Here is a 26,755-nt window from a genome sequence, read left to right on the forward strand (position 1 = left end):
CTTACGCCTCTTCCTGCTCGCGAACGACGATACGGAGGCGGCTGAACGGCTTCAGGATGCGCGTCGACTTGCCGCGACCACGGGTGTGGAAACGCTTCATCGTGATCGACTTGCCTACCGAAGCCTCGGCTACGACCAGCGAGTCGACGTCGAGGTTGTGGTTGTTTTCCGCGTTGGCGATCGCCGAGGCGAGAACCTTCGTGGCATCCTTGGCCATCGCCTTCTTGGAGAAGGCCAGGATGTTGAGGGCCTCTTCGGCCTTCTTGCCGCGGATGAGCTCGGCAACGAGGTTCAGCTTCTGCGCGGAACCACGGATGGTGGTGCCTACTGCCAGAGCCTCGTTGTCGGCGACGCGACGGGGAGCTTTCTGCTTGCTCATCAGCGCTTACCCTTCTTGTCGGCAGCGTGACCCGGGAACGTGCGCGTGGGCGCGAATTCACCAAGCTTGTGGCCGACCATTTCTTCCGAAACGGCTACGGGGATGAACTTGTTGCCGTTGTACACGTTGAACGTGAGACCGACGAACTGGGGCAGGATGGTGCTGCGGCGCGACCAGGTCTTGATCGGCTTGGCATTGCTTGCGTCCTGAGCCTCTTCGGCCTTCTTCAGAAGGCTGAGTTCGACGAACGGACCTTTCCAGACGGAACGAGCCATGTCGGATTACCTCTTCTTCTTCGCGTGACGCGAACGGATAATGAACTTGTCCGTCTGCTTGTTCTTGCGGGTGCGGGCGCCCTTGGTCGGCTTACCCCACGGAGTGACGGGATGACGGCCACCGCTGGTGCGGCCTTCACCACCACCGTGCGGGTGATCGACCGGGTTCTTGGCGACACCGCGCGTCAGCGGCTTGATGCCCATCCAGCGACGACGACCGGCCTTGCCCAGGTTCTGGTTCTGGTTGTCCGGGTTCGACACGGCGCCAACGGTGCCCATGCAGTCGGCGCGCAGGTAACGCTGCTCGCCGCTGTTGAGACGCACGATGACCATGCCGCGGTCACGACCGACCAGCTGGACATAGGAACCTGCAGCGCGGGCGATCTGGCCGCCCTTGCCCGGCTTCATTTCCACGTTGTGGCAGATCGTACCGACCGGCATCTGGCCGAGCAGCATTGCGTTGCCGGGCTTGGTGTCGGCCTTTTCGGCTGCGATCACCTTGTCGCCGACAGCGAGACGCTGCGGAGCCAGGATGTAGGCCTGCTCACCGTCTTCGTACTTCACGAGTGCGATGAAAGCGGTGCGGTTGGGATCGTATTCGATCCGTTCCACGGTGCCTTCAACGTCCCACTTGCGACGCTTGAAGTCGATGAAGCGGTACTTCTGCTTGTGACCGCCGCCGATGCCACGCGAGGTGACATGGCCCTTGTTGTTCCGGCCACCGGTCTTGCGCTTGCCTTCCGTGAGCGACTTGACGGGCTTGCCTTTGTACAGGCCCGACTTGTCGACGAGGATGAGGCCGCGGCGCGCGGGGCTCGTCGGTTTGTAGTTCTTGAGTGCCATTGTTTCCTAGCCCCTCAGATACCGCTGGTGACGTCGATGCTATCGCCGTCCTTCAGGGTGACGACAGCCTTCTTCACGTCGTTGCGCTTGTAGGGCTTGCCGCGCCAACGCTTGGTCTTGCCCTTCACATTGATCGTGTTGACGCCCGTCACGCTCACATCAAAGATCGCCTCGATGGCTTCCTTGATCTGCGGCTTCGTTGCGTCATTGGCCACTTTGAAGACGACCGCGTTATGCTCGGAAGCAAGGGTCGACTTTTCGGTGATGTGCGGTGCGAGCACGACGTCGTAGTGACGCGCGTCTACTGCCTGCTTCTTAGCCATTGAAACGGCCCTCCAGCTTTTCGACCGCGTCCTTGGTGAGGACCAGCGTGTCGTGCTTCAGGATGTCGTAAACGTTGGCGCCCATGGCGGGCAGGACGTTCACGCCCGGCAGGTTTCCGGCGGCCTTCTTGAAGCCGTCGTTCACGCTTTCGCCGTCGATGACCAGGACCTTGCCGTTCCAGCCATTCTTGTCGAACATGCCCTTCAGCGCCTTGGTCTTGGCATCCTTGAGCTCGAGGCTGTCGACGACGACGAGGCCGTCCTTAGCCTTGCTCGAGAGAGCCATCTTGAGGCCGAGTGCACGGATCTTCTTGTTGAGCGACTGCTCGAAGTCACGCTTGCGCGCACCATGAGCCTTACCACCGCCGATGAAGATCGGAGCGCCGCGATCGCCGTGACGAGCGCCGCCCGAACCCTTCTGGCGGCCGAACTTCTTGCCCGTGCGGGCAACGTCCGAACGCTCACGCGTGGGGCGTGCAGTGCCGCGGCGGTTTTCGAGCTGCCACGTTACTACGCGGTGAAGGATGTCGGCACGCGGCTCGAGACCGAACACATCTGCATTCAGTTCGATGTCGCCCGACGCCTTACCGTCGATTTTCTGGACCTTGACCTTCACGATCAGGACTCCTTGCTATCGGTGGCATCGCCCTCGGCACCAGCTTCCTGCTGTGCGAGAAGCTTCGCCTGAGTTTCGGCGTCCACCTCGGTGTTCACTTCGTGCTCGGCTGCGCTTTCGACCAGACCGGCGTCAGCTTCCTGCGAAGCGAACTCGTCCTGGTTGCGGCGCATGACGCCCGGGAACGGCAGTTCCTCGGCCGGAGCAACCTTCACGGCATCGCGAACCATGAGCCAGCCATTCTTCGCGCCCGGGACCGAACCCTTGACGAAAAGAAGACCGCGATCGGCGTCGGTGCGCACGATTTCGAGGTTCTGCTGGGTACGCTGACGGTCGCCCATGTGGCCGGCCATCTTCTTGCCCTTGAACACGCGGCCCGGATCCTGACGGTTACCCGTCGAACCGTGCGAGCGGTGCGAGATCGAGACACCGTGGGTGGCGCGCAGACCACCGAAGCCCCAACGCTTCATGGCGCCGGCAAAGCCCTTACCCTGCGTGTGACCGGTGATGTCGACCTTCTGGCCGGCAATGAAGTGCTCGGCAGAAATACGGGCGCCGACCGGAAGCAGAGCTTCTTCGCTGTCGACGCGGAATTCCGCGACCTTCATCTTCAGCCCGACTTCTGCCTTGGCAAAAGCTTCGCGCTGCGGCTTGTTTACGTTCTTCTGCTTCGCTTCGCCCGAACCGACCTGGACGCCATAATAGCCGTCACGGTCCTGCGTGCGATGTGCGGTGACCTGGCAATCTTCCAGCGAAAGAACGGTCACGGGTACGTGCCGTCCGTCCTCCTGGAAGAGGCGGGTCATCCCGACTTTCTTTGCGATCACGCCTGTGCGCATCGTCAAACTCCTCAACAGAGGCACCCAGAGGCCCACCCCCAGGGTGCTTGCCAGCCCGATGATGTGATGCGTGCCCCGTCCGGGCTGATTGCTTCCAAGAAGGAAGCAGACGGGGGACGCAGTCCCGGGCTGATGCCCGGCGGTATCCCGATGTCTTGCCTGATCTTGCGATCCGGCGGGGCTATCGAGCGCCCCTTTAACTTCCGGCTGCTTTACAGTCCTGCCGGGGACCCGATCAGTGGCTTAGGCCAGCTTGATCTCGACGTTTACGCCAGCTGCGAGGTCGAGCTTCATGAGCGCGTCGACGGTCTGGGCGTTGGGCTGCACGATGTCGAGCAGACGCTTGTAGGTGCGCACCTCGAACTGCTCGCGCGACTTCTTGTCGATGTGCGGGCCGCGGTTCACGGTGAACTTCTCGATGCGCGTCGGCATGGGAATGGGACCACGAATGAGGGCACCCGTACGACGTGCGGTGTCTGCGATTTCACCAGTTGCCTGGTCGAGAACGCGATGGTCGAACGCCTTGAGGCGAATGCGGATATTCTGTGCTTCCATTACCTACACCGATGCGAAAGAGCCAAGCGGGCCGGGGGTGACCCGCAAACAAAAAGAAAGGTCCGCCTCGCATTGGACCCGGTTTCCCGGAACGAGCGACCTTCCATGAATTCGATAAATCAGAGACGAATCTCTGTCTGTGGGCGCGCATATACGGGTGACACCCGCATCTGGCAACCCCCGATTTCCGCCAAATCCAACAAGCGGGATCGAGGTGCGATCAACCGTGCCTCAGCATCGATCGCAAGCCCCCAGAAAAGCGGAAGGCCCGCCCTTCCCCGTAAGGAAGGACGGGCCTGCCATTGAAGCGTTAGCTTACTTCTTGATCGAGCCAACAACGCCCGAGCCGACCGTACGGCCGCCTTCGCGGATTGCGAAGCGCAGGCCCTGGTCCATAGCGATCGGTGCGATCAGCTTGACGTCGATCGTCACGTTGTCGCCCGGCATCACCATTTCGGTGCCTTCGGGAAGGATCACTTCGCCGGTGACGTCGGTGGTGCGGAAGTAGAACTGCGGACGATAGTTCGCGAAGAACGGCGTGTGACGGCCGCCTTCGTCCTTCGAAAGGACGTAGACTTCTGCGCTGAACTCGGTGTGCGGCGTAACCGAACCCGGCTTCGCGAGAACCTGGCCACGCTCGACTTCTTCACGGCCGACGCCGCGGATCAGGGCACCGATGTTGTCGCCGGCTTCACCGCGATCGAGCAGCTTGCGGAACATTTCGACGCCGGTGACGGTCGTCTTGGCGGTGTCCTTGATGCCGACGATTTCGACTTCGTCGCCAACGTTCACAACGCCGGTTTCGACACGGCCGGTGACAACCGTACCACGACCCGAGATCGAGAACACGTCTTCGATCGGCATCAGGAAGTCCTTGTCGACCGGACGGTCGGGAGTCGGGATGTTCGCGTCAACGGCGTCCATCAGTTCCTTGATCGAGTTTTCGCCGATTTCCGGATCGCGACCTTCGAGAGCGGCCAGAGCCGAACCCTTGACGATGGCGATGTTGTCGCCGTCGAAGTCGTACGAGCTGAGCAGTTCGCGAACTTCCAGTTCGACGAGTTCGAGGATTTCCTCGTCGTCGACCTGGTCGACCTTGTTCATGTAAACGACCAGAGCCGGAACGCCGACCTGACGAGCAAGCAGGATGTGCTCGCGGGTCTGCGGCATCGGGCCGTCAGCTGCGTTCACGACCAGGATAGCGCCGTCCATCTGGGCAGCACCGGTGATCATGTTCTTCACGTAGTCGGCGTGACCCGGGCAGTCGACGTGCGCGTAGTGACGTGCGTCGGTTTCGTATTCGACGTGTGCGGTCGAGATGGTGATGCCGCGCTCACGCTCTTCGGGAGCCTTGTCGATGTTTGCGAAATCGACGGCCGAACCGAGAACCTTGGTGATTGCTGCGGTCAGCGTGGTCTTGCCGTGGTCGACGTGGCCGATGGTGCCAACGTTGACGTGCGGCTTATTGCGCTCGAATTTTTCCTTCGCCATTTTCCAATAACCTCTGTCTTAAAAATTGGGATTTCTGCGGGAAGAAACGGCGCCCGCGGAATCAGGCGCCGCCCCTAGACGGTGAAGCTGCCTTACGCAAGCTTCTCCTTGACTTCCTGTGCCACGTTAGCCGGAACTTCGTCGTAGTGGCTGAACTGCATCGTGTACTGAGCACGACCCTGAGTGAAGGAGCGCAGTTCGTTCACGTAACCGAACATGTTCGCGAGCGGCACGTTGGCTTCGACGGCCTGTGCATTACCGCGGCTGTCGGTGCCCTGGATCTGGCCACGACGCGAGTTAAGATCGCCGATGACGTCGCCGAGGTAATCCTCGGGAGTGACGACTTCGACCTTCATGATCGGTTCGAGAAGCTTGATGCCCGCACGCTCTGCGACTTCGCGCATAGCGCCGCGACCGGCGATTTCGAACGCGATCGCGCTCGAGTCGACGTCGTGGTAGGCACCGTCATACAGGTTGACCGTGAAGTCGATGATCGGGAAGCCGACCAGGTGGCCGCTTTCGGCCTGCTCGCGCAGACCCTTCTCGATCGCAGGGATGTATTCCTTCGGAATGTTACCGCCCTTGATCTCGTCTTCGAAGACGAAGCCCTGACCGCGCTCGCCCGGAGTGACCTTGAGCTTGACGCGACCGAACTGACCCGAACCACCCGACTGCTTCTTGTGGGTGTAATCCACGTCCACCGGCTTGCCGAGGTATTCGCGATAAGCAACCTGCGGTGCACCGACGTTCGCCTCGACCTTGAATTCGCGCTTCATGCGATCGACGAGGATGTCGAGGTGAAGCTCGCCCATGCCCTTGATGATCGTCTGACCGGATTCGTGGTCGGTGGTGACGCGGAAGCTCGGATCTTCGGCGGCCAAGCGGTTGAGGGCGACGCCCATCTTTTCCTGGTCGGCCTTGGTCTTCGGTTCGACCGACAGCTCGATCACCGGCTCGGGGAATTCCATACGCTCGAGAATGATCGGCTTGGAGGCATCACACAGCGTATCGCCGGTGGTGGTTTCCTTGAGGCCGGCAATTGCGACGATATCGCCGGCAAATGCCTCATCGATGTCTTCCCGGTTGTTGGAATGCATCAGCAGCATACGGCCGATCTTTTCCTTCTTGTCCTTCACCGAGTTCAGGACGCTGCCCTTCGACAGCTGGCCCGAGTAGATGCGGGTGAAGGTGAGCGAGCCGACGAACGGGTCGTTCATGATCTTGAAGGCGAGCGCCGAGAAGGGAGCCTCGTCCGAAGACGGACGGGTTTGCTCTTCGTCGCTGTCGGGCAGGACACCCTTGATGGCCGGAACGTCGAGCGGCGACGGCATGTAGTCGACGACCGCGTCGAGCAGGGGCTGGACGCCCTTGTTCTTGAACGCCGAGCCACACAGAACCGGAACGAATGCACGGTCCATGGTGCCCTTGCGGATCAGGCGCTTGAGCGTTGCGACATCGGGCTCGTTACCTTCGAGGTACTGCTCCATGACATCGTCGTCGAGTTCGACGGCGGTCTCGACCAGCTTCTCGCGGTATTCGGCAGCCTTGTCGGCGAGGTCGGCCGGGATGTCGACGTAGTTAAACGTCGCGCCCAGACCGTCGTTTTCCCAGACGATGCCGCGCATGTTGACGAGGTCGACCACGCCAGCAAGATCGCTTTCCGCACCGATCGGGAGATAGAGCACCAGCGGCGTCGCGCCGAGGCGGTCGATGATCGACTGCACGCAGTAATAGAAGTCGGCACCGGTGCGGTCCAACTTATTCACGAAGCACATCCGGGGAACGCCGTACTTGTCGGCCTGGCGCCAGACGGTTTCGGACTGCGGTTCTACGCCGGCGACGCCGTCGAAAACTGCAACAGCACCGTCGAGTACGCGCAGCGAGCGTTCGACTTCGATGGTGAAGTCGACGTGTCCGGGCGTGTCGATGATGTTGATGCGGTGCTTGGGACCTTCACCGTCTTCGGCCGACCAGAAGGTGGTCGTCGCAGCCGAGGTGATGGTGATGCCGCGTTCCTGCTCCTGCTCCATCCAGTCCATGGTAGCGGCGCCGTCGTGGACTTCGCCGATCTTGTAGGACTTGCCGGTGTAGTAAAGGATACGCTCGGTCGTGGTGGTCTTGCCGGCATCGATGTGGGCCATGATGCCGATGTTGCGGTACCGCTCCAGCGGATATTCGCGAGCCATGTGCTTTTCCTTAAGACTGGGGGAGGAGACGAATTCTCCAGCCCCATATGGGTATCATTGTGACCGCTTGAAGACCGCGGGGAAGGAAACGCCCTCCCCCGGCCCCACAAGCGGAACGGCTTACCAGCGGTAGTGCGAGAAAGCGCGGTTCGCGTCCGCCATGCGGTGCGTGTCTTCGCGCTTCTTCACGGCGTTGCCGCGGTTGTTCGACGCATCCATCAGCTCACCCGACAGACGTGCTGCCATGGTGGTTTCCGGGCGGCCGCGAGCAGCCGAGATCAGCCAGCGGATCGCGAGTGCCTGGGCACGCTCGGGGCGAACCTCGACCGGCACCTGGTAGGTCGCACCACCGACACGGCGGCTGCGAACTTCGACCTGCGGCTTGATGTTGTCGAGCGCGGCGTGGAAAACCTCGACCGGGTTGGCCTTCGCCTTTTCCTCGACCACGTCGAGCGCGGTGTAGACGATACCTTCTGCAACGGCCTTCTTGCCGTCATACATCAGGTTGTTCATGAATTTCGAAAGGACCTGATCGTTGAATTTCGGATCAGGCAGGATTTCCCGCTTCTCGGGACGACGACGACGACTCATTGATTATCTCCTAAGTCCCGTGGATTACTTCGGACGCTTCGCGCCATACTTCGAGCGCGACTGCTTGCGATCCTTGACGCCCTGCGTATCGAGCACGCCGCGAAGGACGTGGTAACGAACGCCGGGAAGGTCGCGAACACGGCCGCCGCGGATGAGCACAACGGAGTGCTCCTGCAGGTTGTGGCCTTCGCCCGGGATATAGGAGATGACTTCGCGCTGGTTGGTCAGGCGAACCTTGGCAACTTTACGCAGAGCCGAGTTCGGCTTCTTCGGAGTGGTCGTGTAGACACGGGTGCAAACGCCGCGCTTCTGCGGGTTCTGCTCCATCGCAGGGACCTTGGACTTGGCCTTCTGCGGAACGCGGCCCTTGCGGACCAGCTGGTTAATAGTCGGCATGAGTTCTCTCTTCACCGTTTCGATGGCGGCGACTAGCGGGCTGAGGATGGTTCGTCGGGTTCGTGCCAAGCGCCGCACCGATGCCGCGAAGGGCACCTGGGCGGTCTGTTCGCACGAGCCTGAAACGCTCCACCCATCGGCCCACACGGCCACCGGGTTACTTTGACGGCTGCCCCGAGCGAAACTGGTTCGCTGCAATAGAAAAGAGCCTCGTCGCTAACTGCGACAGGCCCCCGGGTCATGACCGGCAATGTTCAGCTCTATCTGGCCAGCGTTGGTTTCGCACGGGGCGATTCCCTCACCGGATGGCCGCGCACATAGTGTGAGAGGGGAGATGGGTCAAGCCGTGCCGCCCTCTTCGGCGCTCAACTGACGCAGGTGCTCGGCCACCGCAAGGTCGAGGTCCTGGTAAACGTAAGGCCCCACATGGTAAGACCGCGCTATACGCTCGGTAATCTGCGGCGGCGTCGGTTGTGCCGGATGGCGGACCGCGCCGCCTTCGTCTTCCCAGGATTTGACCGGATCGACGGGTATGGCCGGCGCAAGCGACTTGAGCGGTTCGGTATCACCGGCATAGCTGCCGTAGATGATCGTTTCCGGCCGGTTGACCGCTTCATCCGGCTTTTCCGCGCGCAACGTGTCTCGCAATCCGCGAATGCGGGCGGCGTATTCGGCAACCTTGGCGAAATGACTGTCCTTGGCCGCCGTATCGCCGGAAGCCGAAGCCTTCATCACCGCAATCTGGTGCTTGTGTAGCAGTTCATTGAGATCCATGGCTCGCCTCCTGCGGCAACCGTTCGGGAATTCGGGCGCATCCTTGCGACGCGCCCGAAAGATCATGCGTCAGCCCTGCTGCTTGCCGGCCTGGATACGCTGGGTTCCCTGGCTGCCCTTACCCTGCTCCTGTTCCTGCTGGCGCAGGTTGGTCGCATAGTTGCTGCCGCCGTCGGCCTGCCTGGTGTCGTAGCTGAAACGCTGGCCGGTTTCCGGCTCCGAGGCTTCCTGCTGCAAATCGGACTTGCCGAACTTCAGCGCATCTCCGCCCTTTTCGGGCGCGATCGAGCCACTGCCCTTGCCGCTGTCGTAGTTCTGGATGGTGCCATAATGTGTCATGGGGAATAGTCCTTCGATTTCGCGCAGGCGTTCATCAGCGACCGCTTGTGCGCGGGCTAGAAGGCGAAATGGAAAGAAGAGAGGGCAACTGGCCCTCGGGACCGTCGATCGCGACTGGTAGCTAAATCTAAGATGGGGTGTTTTCGCCGGATTACAAGGGGCCCGCGTACTTGACCGGGCGAGCCTGAAACGCTCCACCCATCGGCCCACACGGCCACCGGGTTACTTTGACGGCTGCCCCGAACGGAGTTGACCTCCGCTGCAATAGAAAAGAGCCTCGTCGCATAAGCGACAGGCCCCCGGGTCATGACCGGCAATGTTCACCTCTATCTGGCCAGCGTTGGTTTCGCACGGGGCGATTCCCTCACCGGATGGGCGCGCACAAAGTGTGAGAGGGGGGATGGGTCAAGGGATTGATCAAGACCACAAACGCCCAAATATGCGGAGTAAAGGGGAGCATTCATGAAGGAAGCAATTCGAGTTGTGGAGGCGGCAACTGACGGCTCACTAGAAATATACGACTACGGGCTCGCTACATTGATCGACAATCGACTGTCGGCGGTCGAAGATCGGATCGGAGAAGAAAGCCGTGCCATTGTCGCGATGGTTGTTGCCCTTTTAAGGATGCGATTGACGCCTGCGAATGAGGGCGGACCTTATGCCCCAATCTGGCAAGCAGATGATCAGCGCTCACTTCTACCGAATGACCTTGATGAAAAACAACAACAGCAAGCAATCGAAGTTGCGAGGTCGATCCAACATAATACGGTGAAGGCCAGGCTCCTCGACACCGCATTTGTCGGTGGACATTGGGAAGTAGGTCGAGAGACAGTTCAAGCCTACAATAATGAAATCCGCAGGATAGCTTCCGGCGATTTCGTTCGAAAGTTCGATGATATTGACGCACCCGCGATGGACGTCATGTCACTTCTAATTCGGATGACTGAGATTGATCGTAGGATAACCAAGGGAAATCGGATCTCAGACAGATCACAAACGACCATCAAAACTGTCTGCGATCTGGCTTTCTCCAAACGCGATTTTTTCCGCTACTCGGAAGCCTTGGAAATCGGGGTACTCAATCGAGTTTTGACGCGACTCGACGCTGCCAACATGGCGCGAGACCTCGCAAAAGCGGGAACCTCCGAAGACTACCCCATGGCCGTAAAGTCATGCTTCGAGGCCGCTGCCGGATGGTTCGGGGAGGAAAATCGCGAACTCAGAAACGATGCTCTTCTCGAAGCCGCCAAATGCTCTTTGGCCATGGCAGAACAGAATCCACAACCTTTGGCTGCCGCCGGTTGGATAAAGACAGCAATCACAGAAATCAGGCAAGTCGGAGGAAACGAGCAATGGATCGCAAGTCTTAAGGCGCAACTTCGCGAACTGCAGGGGCGAGCTACAGAGGAGGTGGGTACCTTCTCCATCAAATTGACGGGCTTGCGCGGGATGCGAAGCAAAAGCCGGAAATACTTTTCGGAGGTCACGTTGTCCGAAGGTCTCAGGCAAGTAGCGATGCATCTTTGGCCCAGTGAGGTCTCTAAAACGAAAAGCACGATCGACGAAATTTCGAAGAACACCATCTTCGACAAGATCGTGAGCACCTCTTACATGGACGAAAAGGGCCGCACGACAAGCCACGGCTTGGACCCCAACGAACATTTTGGCTCGGACGATTATTATAAGGAGCGGGCTGGTCGTGATCTCGGCGTCGAGCGGCGTTTCCAGGTGGTCGGATTGCTCGAACCCGCTCGAGAAGAGCTGTACCGCAGATATGCAATCACAGAGCATCACATGTACCCGCTGATAATAAATTCGGGATTCGTTCCGTCTGATAGAGCCCCCATATTCGCTGCTGGATTAGCTCACCTGTGGCAAGGCAACTTTCTTATATCTTCGCACCTTCTCGTACCACAGATTGAAAACTCATTGAGGCACTTGCTCGATATCGCTGGCGTAGACCATGCAACGATTTCCAGCGATGGAAGCGAAGGCGATAAATCACTGAGCAGTCTGCTGAAAAACTTCGAATCTGAATTAAACTCGATCCTGACTGAGGAGATCGTTTGGGAATTGGACTTGCTCTTCAGTTTCAGACCCGGCTCAGCATTTCGCCACGAACTATCGCATGGCAACCTGCCGTATCGAGCATTCTACGGCGACCTAGGGCAGATTTGCGCTTGGTACTGCTATTTCCTCGTGTGTGTTTTCACGCTGAAGAATTGGGATCGCCAAGTACGCCCCATGTATGAACGAGGGGGCTGGTCCTAACGTCCCTGGCTTCATGCCATAAGTCGCGGCGGTCAGAGATTCTTCCCCCAGCTAGAAACCATTTTCCTACTCAGCATTCTTTTTGTGTTCGTCCCTCAGACGCCGGGCGGAGCGCGTCAGCGCTCCTTGGCTTCGCGCCATAAGGCGCGGCGGCCGGTCGCCCTTGCGGCGCGCTGCTCGCGCGCCGGATTTCGCCGCTGCGCGAGGGTCCCCCCACCCCATCCCACTGATTTCGCACCACACGAAAAAAAATGTGGCACAAATTTGTCATCGGTGCGTAGTATGGTCGAAGCGCGGGTTTCCGCGCTCGGAATCCACATAAAGGGGAATACCACATGAAGTTCAACAAACTGGCAATCGTCGCCGCTTCGGCAGCCGCTCTCTCGCTCGCAGCTTGCGCCGAAAGCGAGCAGGAAGCTCAGGAAGACCTGGTCGAGCAGCAGGCTGAATCGCAGGAAGACCTCCTTGAAGAGCAGGCCGACCTCGCAGAAGCACAGGGCGACGAAGCAGCTGAAGAAGCTCTCGACGCCGAAGCAGACGCCATGGGCGAAGCCGGCGACGCAGCAGAAGACGCTGTCGACGAAGGCATGTAAGCCACACAGCCCGCGGTTCACTCCGCAGGCGACAAAAAGCGGTGTCCGTCGAAAGACGGATGCCGTTTTTTTGTTTGGGGTTTTGTTTTTGCCCTCAAACGCAGGGCGGGGTTTTTTGTTTGCGCCCTCAGGAGCCAGGCGCGACGCGTCCGCGTCGCTTGGCTTCCTCGCATAAGCTCGGGCGGCCGGTCGGCCTTGCGGCGCGCTGGGCGCGCCGGATTTTGCCTGAGAGATAGCTGTTTCCTACTCGGTGGCTTTCTGCATCTTGCCTCGGCCTATGAAGGAAACCACTCGTGTTACGCCTCGACAGGCGACTTCTGCCGTTGCCAATCCCGAGCCGGAGCTTGATCCGGACGATCCGCTGCTCGCCTTTGCGCCCTATATTCACAAGCAGCCGCGGCGCAATTCCCTCACGCCAGACCTGCAGCGCCGCTTCGTCGCCACGCTCGCGGCGACGGGGATCGTCGTGCAGGCAGCGCGCTCGATCGGGAAGAGCATGGAGGCGCTTTACAAGCTGCGTGCGAGGCCCGGGGCGGAAGGGTTTGCCGCCGCGTGGGACGAGGCGGTCGGATATGGCGTGTGGCGGCTCGAGGATTGCGCGATCGAGCGCGCCCTGGCCGAGGGGCTCTACAACCCGCGCGCCAATTCGCTGCTCTGCTTCGTCCTCGCCTATCGCGGCCGCTATCGCGAGGACGTGCGCAAGATCGTCCCCGGCCACCCCGTCTACGAATGGATCCGCGACGAGGTGCTGGCGGAAGAATGTCTGATCTAGGCCGCCCGCCTCCGCATGGAAGGGCTTAGCCGCCTGCCGACCCTGTGCTATGCCGCCCGCACAGACGAAGGAGCCGCCCCATCGCCGACGATCCCCCCTCCCCCGATCACGTGCCCTGGCGCGGTGGCTGCGGGCCGGGTTCGATCACCACCGCGATCGAGGACGGCCGCCGCGTCTGCATCCGCCGCGTCGACCGCGCGGACGAGGCGCTGATGCGCGCAGGGATCGAGCGGATGTCGCCCCACTCGCGGTATCTGCGGTTCTTTTCCGGCATGCGGACCCCGCCCGACTGGGTAATCGAGCGCCTGCTTGACGCGGACGGGGTGATGCACCTCGCCTGGGGCGCGCTGGACCTGTCGGAAGACCCGCCGCGCTCCGCCATCGGGGCCGTCCACGCCTTTCGCGACGAGGAGGATCCGGAATGCGCGGAGTTCTCAGTCGCCATCATCGACGATTTCCACGGCCTCGGCCTCGGCAAGCTGCTGACCGCGACGATCCTGCTCGACGCGCGCGAGGAAGGGATCACGCGCTTCCATGTCGAAACGCTAAGCGAAAACCGCAGCGCGACGCAGTTCACGCGGATGCTGGGCGGCGTGGGGAGCGGGACGGTCGACGCCTCGCGCGGCTGGGTGCTCGATATCGACGAGGCGCTGGAGCGCTTGCGGCACCAGGCCGACCCGCCCGGCATTGCGCACGTCTTTTCCGCGTTCGAGAGCTAGGCCCGCTCGCTCGCCAGCAGGCCGTAAACCGCCACATCGCGCAGGCCCGCGTGAGTCGTCTCATGCTCGCGAAAGAGCGCCTCGCGCGTAAAGCCGAGCCGTTCGAGCAGGCGGATCGAGGGGGTATTTTCCGTGTCCACCTCAGCAGTGAGCTTGCGCAGGCCGCTGGCGAACAGGTGATCCACCAGCGCCGCAGTGCATTCGCGCGCCACGCCCCCGCCCTGCCGGTCCATACAGGTGACGTAGCCGATCTCCTCGATACCGTCCTCGTGCGCAGGCACAGCGACGAAGCGCCCCGCGACGCGGCCCTCCGCATCCTCGGCGATCCAGGTGCGCCCGTTCCAGTCCGGCTCTGCCAGCCAGCCCCACAGCTCCTCCTCGGAGGTGAAGGCCTGGCGGGAGAGGTAGAGGCACTGCACCTCATTCGCGAAGGTGGGATACAGGGCAGCCGTATCCTCGCGCCTCAGCGGGCGCAGGGTGAAACGGTCGGTACGGAGCGTCTCTACGTCGCGCATAGACTCAGCCAGCGCGGCGATCAGGCCGTCAGGAAGGCGACCAGCGCCTTGACCTTCTTGGTCCGCCATTGCGGGGTCGGAGCGACCAGCCAATAGGCACGCGTGCCAGGCTCGGGCCCGTCGAGAACCTCGAGCTGACCCGCCTCGATCGCTTCCTTGGCGAGCAGTTCGGGCAGGATCGCCTTGCCCAGCCCCGCCATCGCGCCCGAAAGCGCCTGTCCGGCATTGCTCACCGTGACGTGTGCAACAGTGCCGTCCTGCAAGGGCAAGCCCCAGTCGATCCACTTGTCCGGCGCACCGGGCGCGGCCACGGTCACGCGGCGTGCCGCGGCGAGTTCGACGCCCTGCAGATCTCCGGGCCCGTCGACCAACCGGATGGCGCAGTCGAGATTCGCCTCAGTGAAATCAGCGTTCTCGTCGGCGACGAAGGTGAACTTTATGTCGGGGTTCGCCTCGGCGAACTTCGCCAGCCGCGGCGCGAGCCATTGCGCGTAGAATTCGCGCGGGCAGGCGACCGTGTAATTGTCGCTCGCCTGGCCAGCCTGCATCGCGGAGACGCTTTCCTCGAACTTGAGGAAACCTTCGCGCAGCGCGTCTAGCCCTGCCGAGCCTTCCTGCGTCAGCTCCAGCCCCTTGCTGGTGCGGCGGAACAGGACGGTGCCGAGATGGTCTTCGAGCGCGCGAATCTGCTGGCCCACGGCCGCAGGCGTCACCGCAAGCTCGTCCGCAGCGCGGGTAAAGCTCAGGTGACGGGCAGCAGCGTCATAGACGCGCAAAGCGTTGAGAGGCAGGTGCGTGCGCTTCATGGTTCCACGCGTTTAGCAATGTTGCGCCGCAAAACAAGATTGCGGCAAGACTATGTCCCGAAGTGCGTCAGAGCGCGCCTTCGAGCCACTGCTTGAGCTGGCCCTTGGGAGCCGCGCCGCGCATCTGTGCCGCCGGCTGACCATCCTTGAACAGGACCAGGTAAGGGATGGACTGCACGCCCATCTGGCCGGGCACGCCGGTATTTTCCATGATGTCCATCTTGGCGATGGTGACCTGGTCGGCCATTTCTTCGGAAAGTTCTTCGAGCGCCGGAGCGATCATCTTGCACGGCCCGCACCATTCGGCCCAGAAGTCCACGAGGACGGGCTTGTCGCTGTCGAGGACGTCTTTCTGGAAGCCTTCGTCGGTTACGTTGATGGTGGCCATGGGATATCTCCTGAATTCGTGTCTGCCGCCGATGTGGGGCGGCTTGGTCGATTACTCAACGGGCGGCAAGGCAAAGCTTTCCTGCCGATCCGGAAACGCGGTCTTGTAAGGCGCGAGCGCCGGCTCGGGCAAGGCGATCAATTGCGGCGTCTGGGTATAGAGCACCGCGGCCTCTACCGCCCTGCCCGGATAGATCGCTTCCAGCGCCGCGACATAGGCAGCCATCTGGCGCATCGTCGTTTCCGGAACCGCATCGAGCGAGGCAGGAGGGCGGCGCGCGGTCTTGAAATCGACCACGATGACCTTCTCTGCCGTCACCAGCAGCCTGTCTGCAGTGCCCATCACGACCTGGCCCTGAACCGTTGCGGCAAGCGGTATTTCCGCAAGCGCATCGGGACCGAAGATCGACGCGAACTCGGGCGTGTCGAGAACGGCGCGCGCGCGTTCGTACATTTCGCGCCGCTCCGTCTCGGTCAGCTCGGGTGCCTGGCGGGCCAGCCAGTCCAGCGCTCTTGCCTCCCTCTCGCCCTGCGGCACTTCGGGAAGACGTTCCAGCAAGGCATGGATCAGCACACCGCGCCGTGCGGCTCCGGCGGCAATTTCCGGAGGAAGCGGCGGATCGCTGCCTTCGACTTCGCCAAGCCCGGACGGGGCAAGCGGACGCGGCGGTCGCGGCTCCGGCCCTACGGGAGCCGATGCCCAGCCCGGCAATTCCACTTCGGAAGCAGGACGCGCCGACACGTTGGGGAGCTTTGCATCGCTCAAGCTTCCCCATTCGTAGCGGGCGCCCCACAAGTCGTCCGCAAGCGCGTCATCCGGAAAAAGCGGCTTGAGCCGGGCGTACCAACTGTCCTCGTGCGGACCGTTCTTCGCATCGCGCGGGCCGAGCGATCCGCCGACGAACAGCGCCTCTTCCGCGCGGGTCATCGCGACATAAAGCAGCCGCCAATGCTCCTCCAGGGCGGCGGACGAAGCGACGTCCTCTGCCTCGCGCAGGGGGCCAACCCTCTCGTCCTTCTTCAGGCCCGGGACGGGAACGGCAAATTTCCGGTCGCCGCCGAGCGGAGCATCTTCCAGCTCGAGATCGCCAGACCCGTCGGGGCCGATTGCGGCGTCGGCAAGGATTACGATGGGTGCCTGCAAGCCCTTTGATCCGTGCACGGTCATCACGCGCACCTGGTCGCCGCCCTCGCCCGCTTCGCGCTTGATCTCGCCTTCGCCCGCATCGAACCAGCGAATGAAGCCCTGGAGGCTCGCGACGTGGCTTGCGGCATAGGCGTTGGCGGCGTTGAGCAACTCGTCGATAGGGTCGTTTGCCTCGCGCCCGAGGCGGGAAACGAGCTTGCGCCGGCCATCCATCGGTCCGACGAGAATCCAGTGCAGCAATTGCTGGGGCGTATCGAAGTCCGCCCGTCGCAAAATCTCGCGCAGGGCCGCCAGCGTTTCGACAACGACCGGGTCGTCGCTCTGGCGCAAATGCTCCCACAGGCGCACGCCCTTGTCGCGGTAGCCATGCTTCAGGAGATCGTCCTGCGACCAGCCGACCAGCGGCGATACCAGCAGGCTCGCCAAGGTCAGATCGTCCAGCGGCTGCGCGGCGAAACGGATTGCCGCCATCAGGTCCTTGACGGCCAGCGGATTGCCGAGCCGCAACCGGTCGACGCCCGCCACCGGCACCCCGTGACGATAGAGCCGCGCGACGATCAGAGTAGCGAGATCGCGCCTCTTGCGGACCAGCACCATCACGTCGCCGGGTCCCGCACGGCGCGGCGTGCCGTCCTTCACCAGTGGGAAGCCATTGGGATCGTCCATCCACCGCTTTACCTGCCGCGCGATACGATCCGCCAGCTTGCGATCATGCTTGCCGAGCCAGCTTTCGTCTTCCTCGCCCTCTTCCATCCCGCTGTCGGCGTGGACGGTGTTCCAGAGCGTCACGAGTCCCGGGCGATCCTGCCCGTCGTGCTTTTCCGCCTCCCGGTCGAGGCCGAGTTCGGCAGAGCCGATCGCCGTTATCGCCTCGTCCATGAAGTCGAGGACGTTGTCGGCGGAGCGGAAGCTCTGGCCGAGGCCGTACTGGCGTAGATATCGCGGATCGGGCGCGCCGCGTGCGTCCTGTGCGGCATCGGCGGTGCGCCGCATCTTCTCGGCATAGCGATCGCGCGCTTCGGCGAAATTGCGCGGGCTGGTGCCCTGGAAGCCGAAGATCGCCTGCTTGAAGTCGCCCACGGTGAAGATCGTCCGGATCCGGTCGGAGCGCGCGCCTTCACCGGAGAAGAAATCGTCCGTCAGCGCCTCGATGATCTGCCACTGGGCGCGATTGGTATCCTGCGCCTCGTCGACGAGGATGTGGTCGAAACTGCGATCGAGTTTGTAGCGGATCCAGTCGGCCACCGCGGCATCAGACAGCAGGTGTGCGGCGCGCTGGATCAAATCGTCGAAATCGACCAGTCCTTCGCGCGCCTTGGCCTGCTCCCACCGCAGCGCAAAGGCGCGTCCAGCCTCCAGTTGCGGGGCGAGGAAATCTGCAAGGTCCAGCAGGGCGCGGCGTTCGGCTACGTCCCGTATTGCATCCGCGATCAACTCTTGCTTGCGCACGAAATCGGGATCGTTCTTCTCAGCGCCTTTCATGGCGCGCGGCGCGCCGTCCTTCTTCAAAAGCGTGTCGAAGAAGCCGTCCAACGTCGACAGTCGATCTGCAGGATCGCGTTCGAGCCAAGCCGGTACGAAGTCGCGCACCTTGTCGGCCGCTTGCGCCTTCCAACCATCCATGGCCGGCAAGGTTGCCCGAAGGATTGAAACCGGGAAACTCTCGTCGCTGCACGCCTCGGCGACCCATTCGGGTCCGGCATCGGAAGGAACATCCAGCACGCGCCTTACCGCACCGGAAAGGTCTCCCTGCCATTGCGGCTGGTACCAGAGGTCGAGGAAACCGGCGCATTTCATCAGCCAGCCGCGCACGGCGTCTGCGCCCTTGCGGCGGCTCATCTCGCCGATTGCGGCAAGGAAACCGGGATCGCCCTCTTCGAGCAGTTCGCCCAGCACGTCCCGGCTAAGGAGGTCGCGCTCGCGGTCCTCCATCGGCTGGCTGCCGGGCAGGATTTCCGCTTCTGCAGGAAAAGCAGCGAGGAGATATTGCGCGAAGGCGTGGATCGTATCGATCCTGAGGCCGCCGCCCGGACAATCGAGTACCCGCGCGAAGAGCGAGCGTGCCCTCTCGCGCGTGTCCGGATCGCTCTTTGCGCCCAGATTGGCGAGCTCTTCCGCCAGCTGCGTGTCGCTCATGCGGACCCAGCGGGCCAGCACCTCGTTGACGCGCACGGCCATCTCCGCAGCGCCCGCCTTGGTGAAGGTGAGGCACAGGATCTGCGATGGGTCGGCACCCGGCTCCAGCAGCAGGCGGAGCACGCGCGCGGACAGCACCTGCGTCTTGCCGGTGCCCGCGCTGGCCGACAGCCAGACGCTTTCCTGCGGGTCCACCGCGTCCATCTGGTGGCCCTTGAGGGGATATACCTTGCCGCTCATGCCGCGCCGCCTTCGACATCTTCTTCGGCGTCCATGTGGGGGAGCCATTCTTCGAGCCGCATCAGCTGGTCGTAGGTCGGGAAGCCTCCGAAGTCAGGATTGAGCCGAGCGGTAAATGGATCATCCCCCTTAATCCAACGGTTGATTGCTTCCGTTAGGTGCGCCTCCGTTTTCGGAAGAAATTCCTCTGGCTCAATTCCGACACGCTTTCCCTCGACTCTTATTGGCGTTGTTACATAGCCGAAGCCGAAATAATTGCTGTCCGACTTCGCCTTGCCGAGCGACCAGTATTCGAAGGCGCTGGCCTCGCCCGTGACGCCTTCGAAGCCGCCCCGCCCGGCCATCATGCCGAGCAATCCGAGCTGCAACGCAAAGCCCTGTTCGACCATCTTGGAAGACGGGGGCGAACCGGTCTTGTAGTCGACTATCGCCAGGCTTCCGTCGGAGAGCCGGTCGAGGCGGTCGATCTTCCCGTGAACGCGCACGCCTTCGACGTGCATATCGCCCCATGCTTCCACTGCGACGACTTCGCGATCTTCGTAGCCGGCGATCTCGCTTTCCACCCATTCGAGCGCGTTTTCGAGACGCGGTTGCCACAGACCGCGCATCAGCGGGTGGACGTTGCGGTCGTCGAACACTGCGTCCATCACCTCGGCAATTGGTGACTTGGGATCGGCCTTGTGCCAGCGCTCGAGAATTTCGTGCGCAACCGTGCCCTGCCACGCAGCCGATGGCTCTGCGTCGAGCGCGTCGAGGTCCTTCAGGCCGAGGATTTGCTGGGCGTAGAACTGGTAGGGATCGCCGCGCAGCCGGTCGAGCGCGGTGGCCGAGATCGCCACCTTGCGCTGCTCTGCATCGGGCATCGGCTTGGGCCGCGGATAGATACCCGCATCGGGGGCCCTCGCCATCGCGCGCGCCCATTCGATGGCCTGCACCTCCTCGTGGCGTGGCAACTGGTCGCCAAGCAGCGCCTGCACGCGCAGGAGGAAGCGGCTGGGGATGGCCGGGCCGCCCTCGTCCCGCGCCGCGCGGCTGAGCACGACTTCGGGCGCGCCGAGGGCGCCCGAGAGGTCATGCGCAGACAGGCCGATGCGGAAGTCGCCACCCGGCACTCCGAGCGTTCGCAGGACCGAAGGGGCGAGCAGCGCATCCACGCTTCCGCGCGCAGGCCACACGCCTTCGTTGAGGCCCGCACAGATGACTAGGTCGGCGCGGTTCATGCGCGCTTCGAGCAGGCCGAGCACCTGGACGCGCGCATGGCCGCCATAGGGCGGACGAACCGCGACCTGTTCCATCGCATCGGACAGCAGCGCGGCCACATCGCGCGGCGCCACGGTGAAGCCTGCCTCACGCGCATGGAGGCGAAATTCCTCGACGAAAGCTGACAGGCTGCGCCCGTCCTCTCGTGCCCACAGGCGTTCTCCGCACAGCATTTCGGCGCTGGAGGCGAGCGTGTCGATCAGCTCCGCCAGCGAAGAAGGAGCCTCGTTATCCCGTTCGACCAGCGGTGAGAGAGCCGCCTCTGCCTGGGACCAGAACTCACCGACATTCTTGTGCGTTTCCGAAAGCTTGGCGGCGATTTCGCTCACCGGTTCGAGGCCGGCCTCCAGTCTCGGCCCGCGCAATTCGCGCTCGATCCGGCGCAGCTGGCGCAGCCAGACACCACGCTCCATCCCGCCCTTGACGAGAGGGTGCCCGAGCAGCGCCATCAGCGATACCGACATGGCATTTTCCGCCATCACCTCGGCCGCGAGCAGGAAAGCACGCCCCGCCGCCGTTTGCGAGAGCGGACGGCCTGCGGAATCGTCGGCGACGATATTCCAGCGTGCAAGATGATGCACCACTCGCCGCGCCAATGCCCGGTCGGGCGTCACGACAGCGACACGCTTTTCCGGTGCCTCCACCGCCTCGCGCACCAGCAAGGCGATCGCCTGCGCTTCTTCTTCCGGATTAGCGGCCTGCATCACTCGCACGCCGGACAGGCGGCGTTTCTCGGAAGGTAGCGCGGCCCATACCTTGCTCCCCTCGGGGGGCAGAAAAAGTGCGCCAATCGCATGGCTGCGCTCCGGCGGAGCCGCGGTCATGCCCTTGCGATGCCAGGGCTGCACTTCCTCGCGCCGCACGCCCATGCGGTTGAGTAGCAGCTTGAGATGGTACTGCGGGTGCGTGACCGCATCCTCTTTCGCGAACACGGTATCGCCGGGCGACGGACGGTTACCCGCCCTGCCCAGTTCCTCCCACACGTCCGCATCCATGGTCAGGTCGAAGTCGGGCAGGATGACAGCGCCCTGCGGCAATTCGCTCACCACCCGCAGCAGCCTTGCAAGCGCAGGGGCCGCGCTGGTTACGCCTGCAGCGACGATCGGCGTCGCGGGCGGATTGGCCTTCCACCCGGCTGCCGCGTGATCGAACAGGCGATTGCGCCTCGCTGCCGCATCGAGCCAATTGTTTGCGTCGAGCCACGCCAGCCAGCGCGTCTGGACCCGCGCAAACAGGCGTAGCGATTTCTGCCAGTGCTCCGACAGGCTCGGATGGATCTCGAGGACCTTCTCGTCGAGCAATTGCTCCGGACCCACATCCTCCACCAACAGGCGGTCCATGGTGGCGCCAGTCTCACGTGCAAGGCGCAGCAAGGTCGCCCCTTTGGGCGCATCGTCACCCATTTCCTCTGCAATCAGGGCGGCAAGCGCAAACATGCGGCGCTGAGGGTCGATGGCAGGCTTTATGCCGGAAGAGCCCAGCGGATCGAGCAGCGGCCCCAAGGCTTCATCGAGGTCGAGATCGCCGACGACCACCATGCGCGGCATGAGCAGACCGGGGCACCCGAGCTCGCCTGCATGGCGGATAAAGGCCTCCGAAACGGTTCGCCGCGCACGGCTGCTGGGCAAAAGCAGCGTCAGCTTGGCAAGGCCAAGCTCGTCATCGGAATAGCGGGGGACCAGCCCTGCAACCAGGGCATCGGCAAAGCCGCGGTGCGCGGCAATCGAGTAGACTTTCGGCTCCGGTGCGACCCTGCCTTTGTCAGACACCCTTCAGCGCCTCTTCCGTGGGCCTGATGTGCTGCGGCGTGCCGACCTCATACCATTGGCCCGTGAAGGCCACACCGTAGAGCCGGTCCTCGGCAATCGCACGGTCCCACAGGATATTGGTCGAAAACTTGCCTTCGGGCGCGTCGCGCAGCAGGCGGTGCGATACCAGCTGGATGCCGGTGTAGATGAACGGGGCGATCCGGTCGGGCCGCTTGCGCGACAGGCGCCCCGCGCCGTCCATGTAGAAATCGCCCGTCCCGTCGAAATTATGCGCCCGTGCATGGGTGACGACGAGAAGGAGCGCATCCATCTTGTCGGGGTCCCACGCCTGCGACAGGTCGAGGAAGGCGTTGCGCGGCCCGTCCAGCCAGATGCTGTCGGCATTGCAGGCGAAGAAAGGGTCGGGCAGCAGCCCCGCCGCGTTCGCCTTGACCATTCCGCCGCCCGTTTCGAGCAACTCGGCACGTTCGTCGGAGAAGGTGACTGCCGGAGCCTGCCGAGCGCCGATATGCGCCTCGATCGATTCCGCGAGGTAGTGAACGTTGACGACCGCCTTCGCGATCCCGGCATCTTCCACGCGGTCCAGCGCCCGGTCGATCAGCGGCTTGCCTGCAACGCGGACCATGGGTTTCGGCGTGGTCGCGGTCAGCGGGCGCATCCGTTTGCCAAGGCCCGCAGCCATCAGCATCGCGGTATCGGAAACGAGGCCGCTCATGCGATCTTCCCGCCATGATTGACGCGGATGTCGTCGGGAATGTTGCCGGCAAACCATTCGGCCACTGGTGCAAGCGCCTCGTGTTGCAAATCCCTCTCCATCGCCTCCCACACGCGCGGGATCATCGTGAGATAGCGCGGCTTCGCATCGCGCTTGAACAGGCGCGTGAAGATACCGACGATCTTGGCATTGCGTTGAGCGCCCAGGCGAGCGTAATCGGCTTCGAAATGCTCGTCGGGGGACGCAGCCTTTCGATACCGGTCGAGCATGGCAGCTTCCAGCTCGGTCGACACGTCACGGCGCGCATCCTGCAACAGGCTCACGAGGTCGTAGGCCTTGTGGCCGACGAGCGCGTCCTGGAAATCGATCAGCCCCTGCCCGCCGCCCGCCTTGCCGGGTTCGAGCAGCATGATGTTCTCGGCGTGATAATCGCGAAGAACACTTACGCCGGGCTGCTGGCGGGAAAGCATCGGGGACAAGGCCCTGTCCCAAGCGTCACGCCAGCCCTCTTCGTCCACCTTCAGGCCCGCAGCAGGGCAGAACCATTCGACGAACAGCCCCGCCTCGCGCTGGTAAACCGCCATGTCGTAAGGCTCGAATGGCCCCGGCGGCAGCTTGTGCAGGTCCACCAGCGCATCGATTGCCTGCCCATAGATCGCGTGCTCGTCATCCGGATTGGCGTCGATCCATTCCTTCATGCGCTGGTCGCCGAAATCCTCGGTCAGGATCCATCCCTTTTCCGCGCGTTCAGCCAGGATCGCCGGCGCGCGCATGCCGTGGTCGGCAAGCCATTTGGCCACGTGGAGAAACGGCTTGGGGTCTTCCTCCGGCGGCGGCGCGTGCATCAGCATGGCACTGCGGCCACCCATGCGCAGGCGGAAATAGCGGCGGAAGCTGGCGTCGCCTACCAGCGGGGCGATTTCGGCGCCCTGCCATGCAGTGTCGCCAAGGAAGTCGTGAATGCCGTCGGGCAGCGTATCGCTCATGGCTTCCGGCTTTGCCAAGCTTCGCCTGCATTAACAACGGCCCTGCGCCCCTCACCCCCATTTTCTCCCACCGTTTCCAGCGTGATTTCGAGGCAGGTCGTCTCATGCGAAAATCCACCCGCATGGTCGGGCCATTCGGCGAGCAGCGCGGCGCCCTCGCGGTAATCGTCGAGCCCGATCTCTTCGGCTTCCGAGGGATCCTCCAGGCGATAAAAATCGGCATGGACGAGCGGCACGCGCAGATGATCGTAGGTCTCGACGATCGTGAAGGTCGGCGACGGCACCTCGCCTTCGTGACCAAGCGCCGCGATGACCGCCCGGGCCAGCGTGGTCTTGCCCGCGCCCAGGCCTCCCGACAGCGCCACGACATCGCCGGGCTGCAACTTCGCGGCGATCCTGGCGCCGAACGCATCCATCGCTGCAAGATCGGGCAGGTCGACTATCACGGCAGCGTAATGACCGCGCTGGTCCCGGCGTTGCGCCGGCTCTGGATATCGAGCGTGCCGCCATGGGCCTCGACCAGTTGGCGCGCGAGCGGGATGCCGAGACCGTGGCGCCGCTCGATGCCCTTACCGTCGGCGGACATGCGGATGCCTTCGAGCGCGCGGGCCAGTTCGTGCTGGCTCATGCCGCGCCCGGTATCGGTAATCGCAATGCGGTTGAGGCCGCGCTGCTTGGCGACATCGATCACGATTTTCCCGCCCTGCGGCGTGTTGTTGATCGCATTGTCGAGCAATTGGCCGAGCGCGCGCTGCAATTGCTGCTGGTCGGCCTCGACCACCTTGTTCGCATTACCCTTGAGATCGAGCGTCAGCCCGCCGTCGAGGATCGCCTGTTCGCGCTTGCGCACGATACGGGTCAGCAGTGGCAGCAGTTCCACCCGCTGTTTGCGCAGCGGCATGAGGCCGGCCTCGGACTGCGACAGGTCGAGCACGTTTTCCACCTGCTCCGTCAGCTTGCCGACCGACTGGGTGATCGCCGCCACATATTCCGCGGCTTGCGGGGTCAATTCGCCCGCCAGTCCGCTTTCCAGCATTTCGGCAAATCCGCCGATCGTGGTCAGCGGGGTGCGGAATTCATAGCTCATATTGGCAAGGAAGCGGGTCATGACCGCATCGGCCTCTTCGAGCGCACGATTGCGCTCGCGCAATGCCTCTTCTGCCTGCTGTGAAGCGGTGACGTCGAGGACGGTGAGGAGGCCGTTGCCGTCGGGCAGCGGCACGCCGGCGTAATCGAGCGTGCGACCGTCAGCGAGCTCGATCCGGCCTTCGCGGTTCTTGCGATCCAGCGTTGCAGACCGGATGGTCTGGCCGATCTGCGCAATCGCCTTGGGGTCGGCGAGCTGGCCCGCAATCGCCTCGAGCAATTCTTCGGCCTGCGGATGGTTGTCGAGCACTTCGCCGTCGAGACCCCATGCCCTCGGAAAACCGCGGTTCCACAGTTCAAGGTGCCCGTCGGGTGCGAACACGGCGAGTGCCTCGAACAGGCTGTCGAAAGTCGCGGTACGCGTGCGCAGGAGCGTGTCGCGGGTGGCGGAAAGCGCCAGCTGCTCGGTCCGGTCTTCCGCGATCAAGACCAGTCCGCCGTCGGGTAGCGGCTGGGCAATGACGCGCAGGTGCGTCCCGTCAGGCAAGGGCCAAGCCATTTCTTCGGGATCGTCGCGCTGGAACCACTCGACCAGCTCGCCGCGCCATGCGGGGAAATCGCGCACTTCGGGAATGCAGCCGTTCTCGCGCGCGACCATCAGCATCTGCTCGAAACTGGTGCGCTCGTTCACTACGCCCGGCGGGAGCGAGAAGGTCCGGTGGAACGGCTGGTTCGCAAAGGTCATGCGGCGGCGCGCATCGAACTGGGCCACCCCGATCGACAGCTGGTCGAGCATGGAACGCTGCGCTTCGCGGAAAGCGCGGAATTCGCGGGCCTGCTCTTCCATTTCCTCGATATCGACCGCGTATCCGGCGATCCCTTCGCCCACCAGAGGCAGGTCGGTGACCCGGATCGTGCGGCGGGCGTCCTTGATCGTGGCGGAGACGATGCGCTCGATCGGCTGGCGGCGGTCGGCTGCCTGCTGCGCGACTTCTGCCGCAGTGCGTCCGCCGACGCGTTCGACCAGTTCCACCTGCTCGGTCACGACCTGGTCGGCGCTTTCGCCGCCCACCGCCTCGACATAGGCGCGATTGACGAGGCGCAGGTGCATATCCGCGCCGCGGAACCACATCGGCATGGGCGCGGCTTCGATCAAGCCGACGAGCGCGCCGAAATCGTCGCGGGCGCGTGCGGCCTCTTCTTCCAGCCGGGCAAGTTCGTCTTCGGTCTCGGTGAAATCGAACACCCAGATCAGCGCAGCACCGCTTGGCGAAACGGCAGGGTCCGCCAAGGCGCCGCGCATGGCCAGCATCTTGCCCGAGCCGGGAGGCCGCAGGGAAAGCTTAAACGGCTTGGCAGTGCGCTGCGTGCGCCGGACGAGCGTGGAAAGTTCCTCGATCTGTTCGTCGGCAAGGCCCGTGCCGTCTTCGCGTGCGAGTTCGCTGAGGTATTCGGGCACCCTCTCCAGACCGAGCCAGCGCGCCAGCCGGTCGGGCGCCTCGATGCGGCCGTCGGTCCGCACCGTCAGAGGAATGGCAGGGCCTTCCTCGACCATGCGCGCGAGGCGTAGGGCGGCCTTGCGATGGGCCTCGGCGGCCTGTGCCCGCGTCGTCGCGCGCAACATCAGCCACACGGCCGCGCCGGTCCAGACTGCCAGCAGCAGTCCGATCAAGGCCAGGAGGGTCGGCGAAACTTCCATCATTCGCCAGCTATGCGTGCAGCGGCGGGGATGCAATGCCCCGCCGC

General features: G+C 63.1%; 27 protein-coding genes. 5 read left to right on the forward strand and 22 right to left on the reverse strand.

Annotated features, from left to right (window positions below; all coding sequences use genetic code 11):
- Position 1: 1 nt before the first annotated feature.
- The 11 genes from rplV to rpsL form a co-directional block, all read right to left on the reverse strand.
- On the reverse strand, positions 2 to 379 hold the full coding sequence (gene rplV, locus BM173_RS06080) for a 50S ribosomal protein L22 (RefSeq protein WP_090478798.1): 378 nt from the start codon (positions 377 to 379) through the stop codon (positions 2 to 4).
- Positions 379 to 654, reverse strand: a complete 276-nt coding sequence (gene rpsS / locus BM173_RS06085; protein WP_090478801.1) for a 30S ribosomal protein S19 — start codon at positions 652 to 654, stop codon at positions 379 to 381. Before rpsS ends, rplV begins: the two co-directional genes overlap by 1 nt.
- A 6-nt stretch (positions 655 to 660) precedes the next feature.
- On the reverse strand, positions 661 to 1,497 hold the full coding sequence (gene rplB, locus BM173_RS06090) for a 50S ribosomal protein L2 (protein ID WP_090478804.1): 837 nt from the start codon (positions 1,495 to 1,497) through the stop codon (positions 661 to 663).
- A gap of 14 nt (positions 1,498 to 1,511) precedes the next feature.
- Entirely contained in the window at positions 1,512 to 1,820 is a 309-nt protein-coding gene (locus BM173_RS06095) for a 50S ribosomal protein L23 (protein ID WP_090478807.1), read from the reverse strand.
- Positions 1,813 to 2,436 carry a 50S ribosomal protein L4 gene (rplD, locus tag BM173_RS06100; RefSeq protein WP_090478810.1) on the reverse strand — a complete coding sequence of 208 codons (624 nt, stop codon included), beginning with the start codon at positions 2,434 to 2,436 and terminating at the stop codon, positions 1,813 to 1,815. The genes BM173_RS06095 and rplD overlap by 8 nt, the downstream gene beginning before the upstream one ends.
- Positions 2,437 to 2,438: 2 nt before the next feature.
- Positions 2,439 to 3,275, reverse strand: a complete 837-nt coding sequence (gene rplC, locus BM173_RS06105) for a 50S ribosomal protein L3 (RefSeq protein WP_090478815.1) — start codon at positions 3,273 to 3,275, stop codon at positions 2,439 to 2,441.
- A 243-nt stretch (positions 3,276 to 3,518) separates the two neighbouring features.
- Positions 3,519 to 3,830, reverse strand: a complete 312-nt coding sequence (rpsJ, locus tag BM173_RS06110) for a 30S ribosomal protein S10 (protein ID WP_006831877.1) — start codon at positions 3,828 to 3,830, stop codon at positions 3,519 to 3,521.
- 315 nt (positions 3,831 to 4,145) lie between these two features.
- A complete protein-coding gene (gene tuf / locus BM173_RS06115) occupies positions 4,146 to 5,321 on the reverse strand; it encodes an elongation factor Tu (protein ID WP_090478818.1) in 1,176 nt (391 codons plus the stop codon).
- Between the two features lie 92 nt (positions 5,322 to 5,413).
- Complete coding sequence (fusA, locus tag BM173_RS06120; protein WP_090478821.1) at positions 5,414 to 7,507, reverse strand: elongation factor G; 2,094 nt, start codon at positions 7,505 to 7,507, stop codon at positions 5,414 to 5,416.
- Between the two features lie 120 nt (positions 7,508 to 7,627).
- Positions 7,628 to 8,098 (reverse strand): 30S ribosomal protein S7, encoded by a 471-nt coding sequence (rpsG, locus tag BM173_RS06125; RefSeq protein ID WP_090478824.1) that lies wholly within the window; start codon positions 8,096 to 8,098, stop codon positions 7,628 to 7,630.
- A 24-nt stretch (positions 8,099 to 8,122) separates the two neighbouring features.
- Positions 8,123 to 8,494: a 30S ribosomal protein S12 gene (rpsL, locus tag BM173_RS06130; RefSeq protein WP_006831873.1), complete on the reverse strand. Its 372-nt coding sequence runs from the start codon at positions 8,492 to 8,494 to the stop codon at positions 8,123 to 8,125.
- Here rpsL and BM173_RS14575 point away from each other — a divergent pair.
- Positions 8,493 to 8,660: a hypothetical protein gene (locus BM173_RS14575; protein ID WP_177201825.1), complete on the forward strand. Its 168-nt coding sequence runs from the start codon at positions 8,493 to 8,495 to the stop codon at positions 8,658 to 8,660. The genes rpsL and BM173_RS14575 overlap by 2 nt on opposite strands.
- A 173-nt stretch (positions 8,661 to 8,833) precedes the next feature.
- On the opposite strand, the gene BM173_RS06135 is transcribed toward BM173_RS14575, so the two are convergent.
- Together BM173_RS06135 and BM173_RS06140 are read right to left on the reverse strand one after the other, a co-directional pair.
- Positions 8,834 to 9,268 carry a hypothetical protein gene (locus BM173_RS06135; protein WP_090478830.1) on the reverse strand — a complete coding sequence of 145 codons (435 nt, stop codon included), beginning with the start codon at positions 9,266 to 9,268 and terminating at the stop codon, positions 8,834 to 8,836.
- A 69-nt stretch (positions 9,269 to 9,337) separates the two neighbouring features.
- Complete coding sequence (locus tag BM173_RS06140; RefSeq protein WP_090478833.1) at positions 9,338 to 9,607, reverse strand: hypothetical protein; 270 nt, start codon at positions 9,605 to 9,607, stop codon at positions 9,338 to 9,340.
- A 462-nt stretch (positions 9,608 to 10,069) separates the two neighbouring features.
- Between BM173_RS06140 and BM173_RS06145 the strand changes: the two genes are divergently transcribed.
- The 4 genes from BM173_RS06145 (at position 10,070) to BM173_RS06160 (ending at position 13,962) form a co-directional block, all read left to right on the forward strand.
- Entirely contained in the window at positions 10,070 to 11,878 is a 1,809-nt protein-coding gene (locus tag BM173_RS06145; protein ID WP_090478836.1) for a DUF7380 domain-containing protein, read from the forward strand.
- Positions 11,879 to 12,213: 335 nt separating this feature from the next.
- A complete protein-coding gene (locus tag BM173_RS06150; RefSeq protein WP_090478840.1) occupies positions 12,214 to 12,471 on the forward strand; it encodes a hypothetical protein in 258 nt (85 codons plus the stop codon).
- 277 nt (positions 12,472 to 12,748) lie between these two features.
- Positions 12,749 to 13,243: a hypothetical protein gene (locus tag BM173_RS14580; RefSeq protein ID WP_177201826.1), complete on the forward strand. Its 495-nt coding sequence runs from the start codon at positions 12,749 to 12,751 to the stop codon at positions 13,241 to 13,243.
- 110 nt (positions 13,244 to 13,353) lie between these two features.
- Positions 13,354 to 13,962 carry a GNAT family N-acetyltransferase gene (locus BM173_RS06160; protein ID WP_090478843.1) on the forward strand — a complete coding sequence of 203 codons (609 nt, stop codon included), beginning with the start codon at positions 13,354 to 13,356 and terminating at the stop codon, positions 13,960 to 13,962.
- Here BM173_RS06160 and BM173_RS06165 read toward each other — a convergent pair.
- The 9 genes from BM173_RS06165 to BM173_RS06205 all read right to left on the reverse strand — a co-directional run bounded on the left by BM173_RS06165 (position 13,959) and on the right by BM173_RS06205 (position 26,708).
- A complete protein-coding gene (locus BM173_RS06165) occupies positions 13,959 to 14,570 on the reverse strand; it encodes a GNAT family N-acetyltransferase (protein ID WP_245755797.1) in 612 nt (203 codons plus the stop codon). The genes BM173_RS06160 and BM173_RS06165 overlap by 4 nt on opposite strands.
- Entirely contained in the window at positions 14,498 to 15,283 is a 786-nt protein-coding gene (locus BM173_RS06170; protein WP_090478850.1) for a LysR substrate-binding domain-containing protein, read from the reverse strand. The genes BM173_RS06165 and BM173_RS06170 overlap by 73 nt, the downstream gene beginning before the upstream one ends.
- A gap of 67 nt (positions 15,284 to 15,350) precedes the next feature.
- A complete protein-coding gene (trxA, locus tag BM173_RS06175) occupies positions 15,351 to 15,671 on the reverse strand; it encodes a thioredoxin (protein ID WP_090478853.1) in 321 nt (106 codons plus the stop codon).
- Positions 15,672 to 15,722: 51 nt separating this feature from the next.
- Positions 15,723 to 19,193, reverse strand: coding sequence for a double-strand break repair helicase AddA (addA, locus tag BM173_RS06180; protein WP_090478856.1), 3,471 nt, complete (start codon positions 19,191 to 19,193; stop codon positions 15,723 to 15,725).
- Positions 19,190 to 22,222, reverse strand: a complete 3,033-nt coding sequence (gene addB, locus BM173_RS06185) for a double-strand break repair protein AddB (RefSeq protein ID WP_090478859.1) — start codon at positions 22,220 to 22,222, stop codon at positions 19,190 to 19,192. The genes addA and addB overlap by 4 nt, the downstream gene beginning before the upstream one ends.
- Positions 22,215 to 22,937, reverse strand: coding sequence for a nucleotidyltransferase family protein (locus tag BM173_RS06190; protein WP_090478862.1), 723 nt, complete (start codon positions 22,935 to 22,937; stop codon positions 22,215 to 22,217). Before BM173_RS06190 ends, addB begins: the two co-directional genes overlap by 8 nt.
- Entirely contained in the window at positions 22,934 to 23,923 is a 990-nt protein-coding gene (locus BM173_RS06195; RefSeq protein ID WP_090478865.1) for an aminoglycoside phosphotransferase family protein, read from the reverse strand. Before BM173_RS06195 ends, BM173_RS06190 begins: the two co-directional genes overlap by 4 nt.
- Positions 23,920 to 24,369 carry a tRNA (adenosine(37)-N6)-threonylcarbamoyltransferase complex ATPase subunit type 1 TsaE gene (tsaE, locus tag BM173_RS06200; RefSeq protein WP_090478868.1) on the reverse strand — a complete coding sequence of 150 codons (450 nt, stop codon included), beginning with the start codon at positions 24,367 to 24,369 and terminating at the stop codon, positions 23,920 to 23,922. Before tsaE ends, BM173_RS06195 begins: the two co-directional genes overlap by 4 nt.
- The gene (locus BM173_RS06205; protein ID WP_090480183.1) at positions 24,366 to 26,708 is read right to left on the reverse strand and encodes a PAS domain-containing sensor histidine kinase; all 2,343 of its coding nucleotides are present in this window, start codon (positions 26,706 to 26,708) and stop codon (positions 24,366 to 24,368) included. The genes tsaE and BM173_RS06205 overlap by 4 nt, the downstream gene beginning before the upstream one ends.
- Between the last annotated feature and the right edge of the window lie 47 nt (positions 26,709 to 26,755).

Source organism: Qipengyuania nanhaisediminis, assembly GCF_900115585.1.
Taxonomy (GTDB): domain Bacteria; phylum Pseudomonadota; class Alphaproteobacteria; order Sphingomonadales; family Sphingomonadaceae; genus Qipengyuania; species Qipengyuania nanhaisediminis.

Excerpts from the sequence above, each read along its gene's own strand:
- BM173_RS06095 (WP_090478807.1), bottom strand. The coding sequence starts at position 1,820 with ATGGCTAAGAAGCAGGCAGTAGACGCGCGTCACTACGACGTCGTGCTC.
- rpsJ (WP_006831877.1), bottom strand. The coding sequence starts at position 3,830 with ATGGAAGCACAGAATATCCGCATTCGCCTCAAGGCGTTCGACCATCGC.
- rpsL (WP_006831873.1), bottom strand. The coding sequence starts at position 8,494 with ATGCCGACTATTAACCAGCTGGTCCGCAAGGGCCGCGTTCCGCAGAAG.
- BM173_RS06145 (WP_090478836.1), top strand. The coding sequence starts at position 10,070 with ATGAAGGAAGCAATTCGAGTTGTGGAGGCGGCAACTGACGGCTCACTA.
- BM173_RS06205 (WP_090480183.1), bottom strand. The coding sequence starts at position 26,708 with ATGGAAGTTTCGCCGACCCTCCTGGCCTTGATCGGACTGCTGCTGGCA.
- addA (WP_090478856.1), bottom strand. The coding sequence starts at position 19,193 with ATGAGCGGCAAGGTATATCCCCTCAAGGGCCACCAGATGGACGCGGTG.
- rpsG (WP_090478824.1), bottom strand. The coding sequence starts at position 8,098 with ATGAGTCGTCGTCGTCGTCCCGAGAAGCGGGAAATCCTGCCTGATCCG.
- rpsS (WP_090478801.1), bottom strand. The coding sequence starts at position 654 with ATGGCTCGTTCCGTCTGGAAAGGTCCGTTCGTCGAACTCAGCCTTCTG.
- rplC (WP_090478815.1), bottom strand. The coding sequence starts at position 3,275 with ATGCGCACAGGCGTGATCGCAAAGAAAGTCGGGATGACCCGCCTCTTC.
- trxA (WP_090478853.1), bottom strand. The coding sequence starts at position 15,671 with ATGGCCACCATCAACGTAACCGACGAAGGCTTCCAGAAAGACGTCCTC.
- BM173_RS06190 (WP_090478862.1), bottom strand. The coding sequence starts at position 22,937 with ATGAGCGGCCTCGTTTCCGATACCGCGATGCTGATGGCTGCGGGCCTT.
- BM173_RS06195 (WP_090478865.1), bottom strand. The coding sequence starts at position 23,923 with ATGAGCGATACGCTGCCCGACGGCATTCACGACTTCCTTGGCGACACT.
- rplB (WP_090478804.1), bottom strand. The coding sequence starts at position 1,497 with ATGGCACTCAAGAACTACAAACCGACGAGCCCCGCGCGCCGCGGCCTC.
- fusA (WP_090478821.1), bottom strand. The coding sequence starts at position 7,507 with ATGGCTCGCGAATATCCGCTGGAGCGGTACCGCAACATCGGCATCATG.
- tuf (WP_090478818.1), bottom strand. The coding sequence starts at position 5,321 with ATGGCGAAGGAAAAATTCGAGCGCAATAAGCCGCACGTCAACGTTGGC.
- rplV (WP_090478798.1), bottom strand. The coding sequence starts at position 379 with ATGAGCAAGCAGAAAGCTCCCCGTCGCGTCGCCGACAACGAGGCTCTG.
- BM173_RS06150 (WP_090478840.1), top strand. The coding sequence starts at position 12,214 with ATGAAGTTCAACAAACTGGCAATCGTCGCCGCTTCGGCAGCCGCTCTC.
- BM173_RS06135 (WP_090478830.1), bottom strand. The coding sequence starts at position 9,268 with ATGGATCTCAATGAACTGCTACACAAGCACCAGATTGCGGTGATGAAG.
- BM173_RS06140 (WP_090478833.1), bottom strand. The coding sequence starts at position 9,607 with ATGACACATTATGGCACCATCCAGAACTACGACAGCGGCAAGGGCAGT.
- BM173_RS14580 (WP_177201826.1), top strand. The coding sequence starts at position 12,749 with ATGAAGGAAACCACTCGTGTTACGCCTCGACAGGCGACTTCTGCCGTT.
- BM173_RS14575 (WP_177201825.1), top strand. The coding sequence starts at position 8,493 with ATGAGTTCTCTCTTCACCGTTTCGATGGCGGCGACTAGCGGGCTGAGG.
- BM173_RS06170 (WP_090478850.1), bottom strand. The coding sequence starts at position 15,283 with ATGAAGCGCACGCACCTGCCTCTCAACGCTTTGCGCGTCTATGACGCT.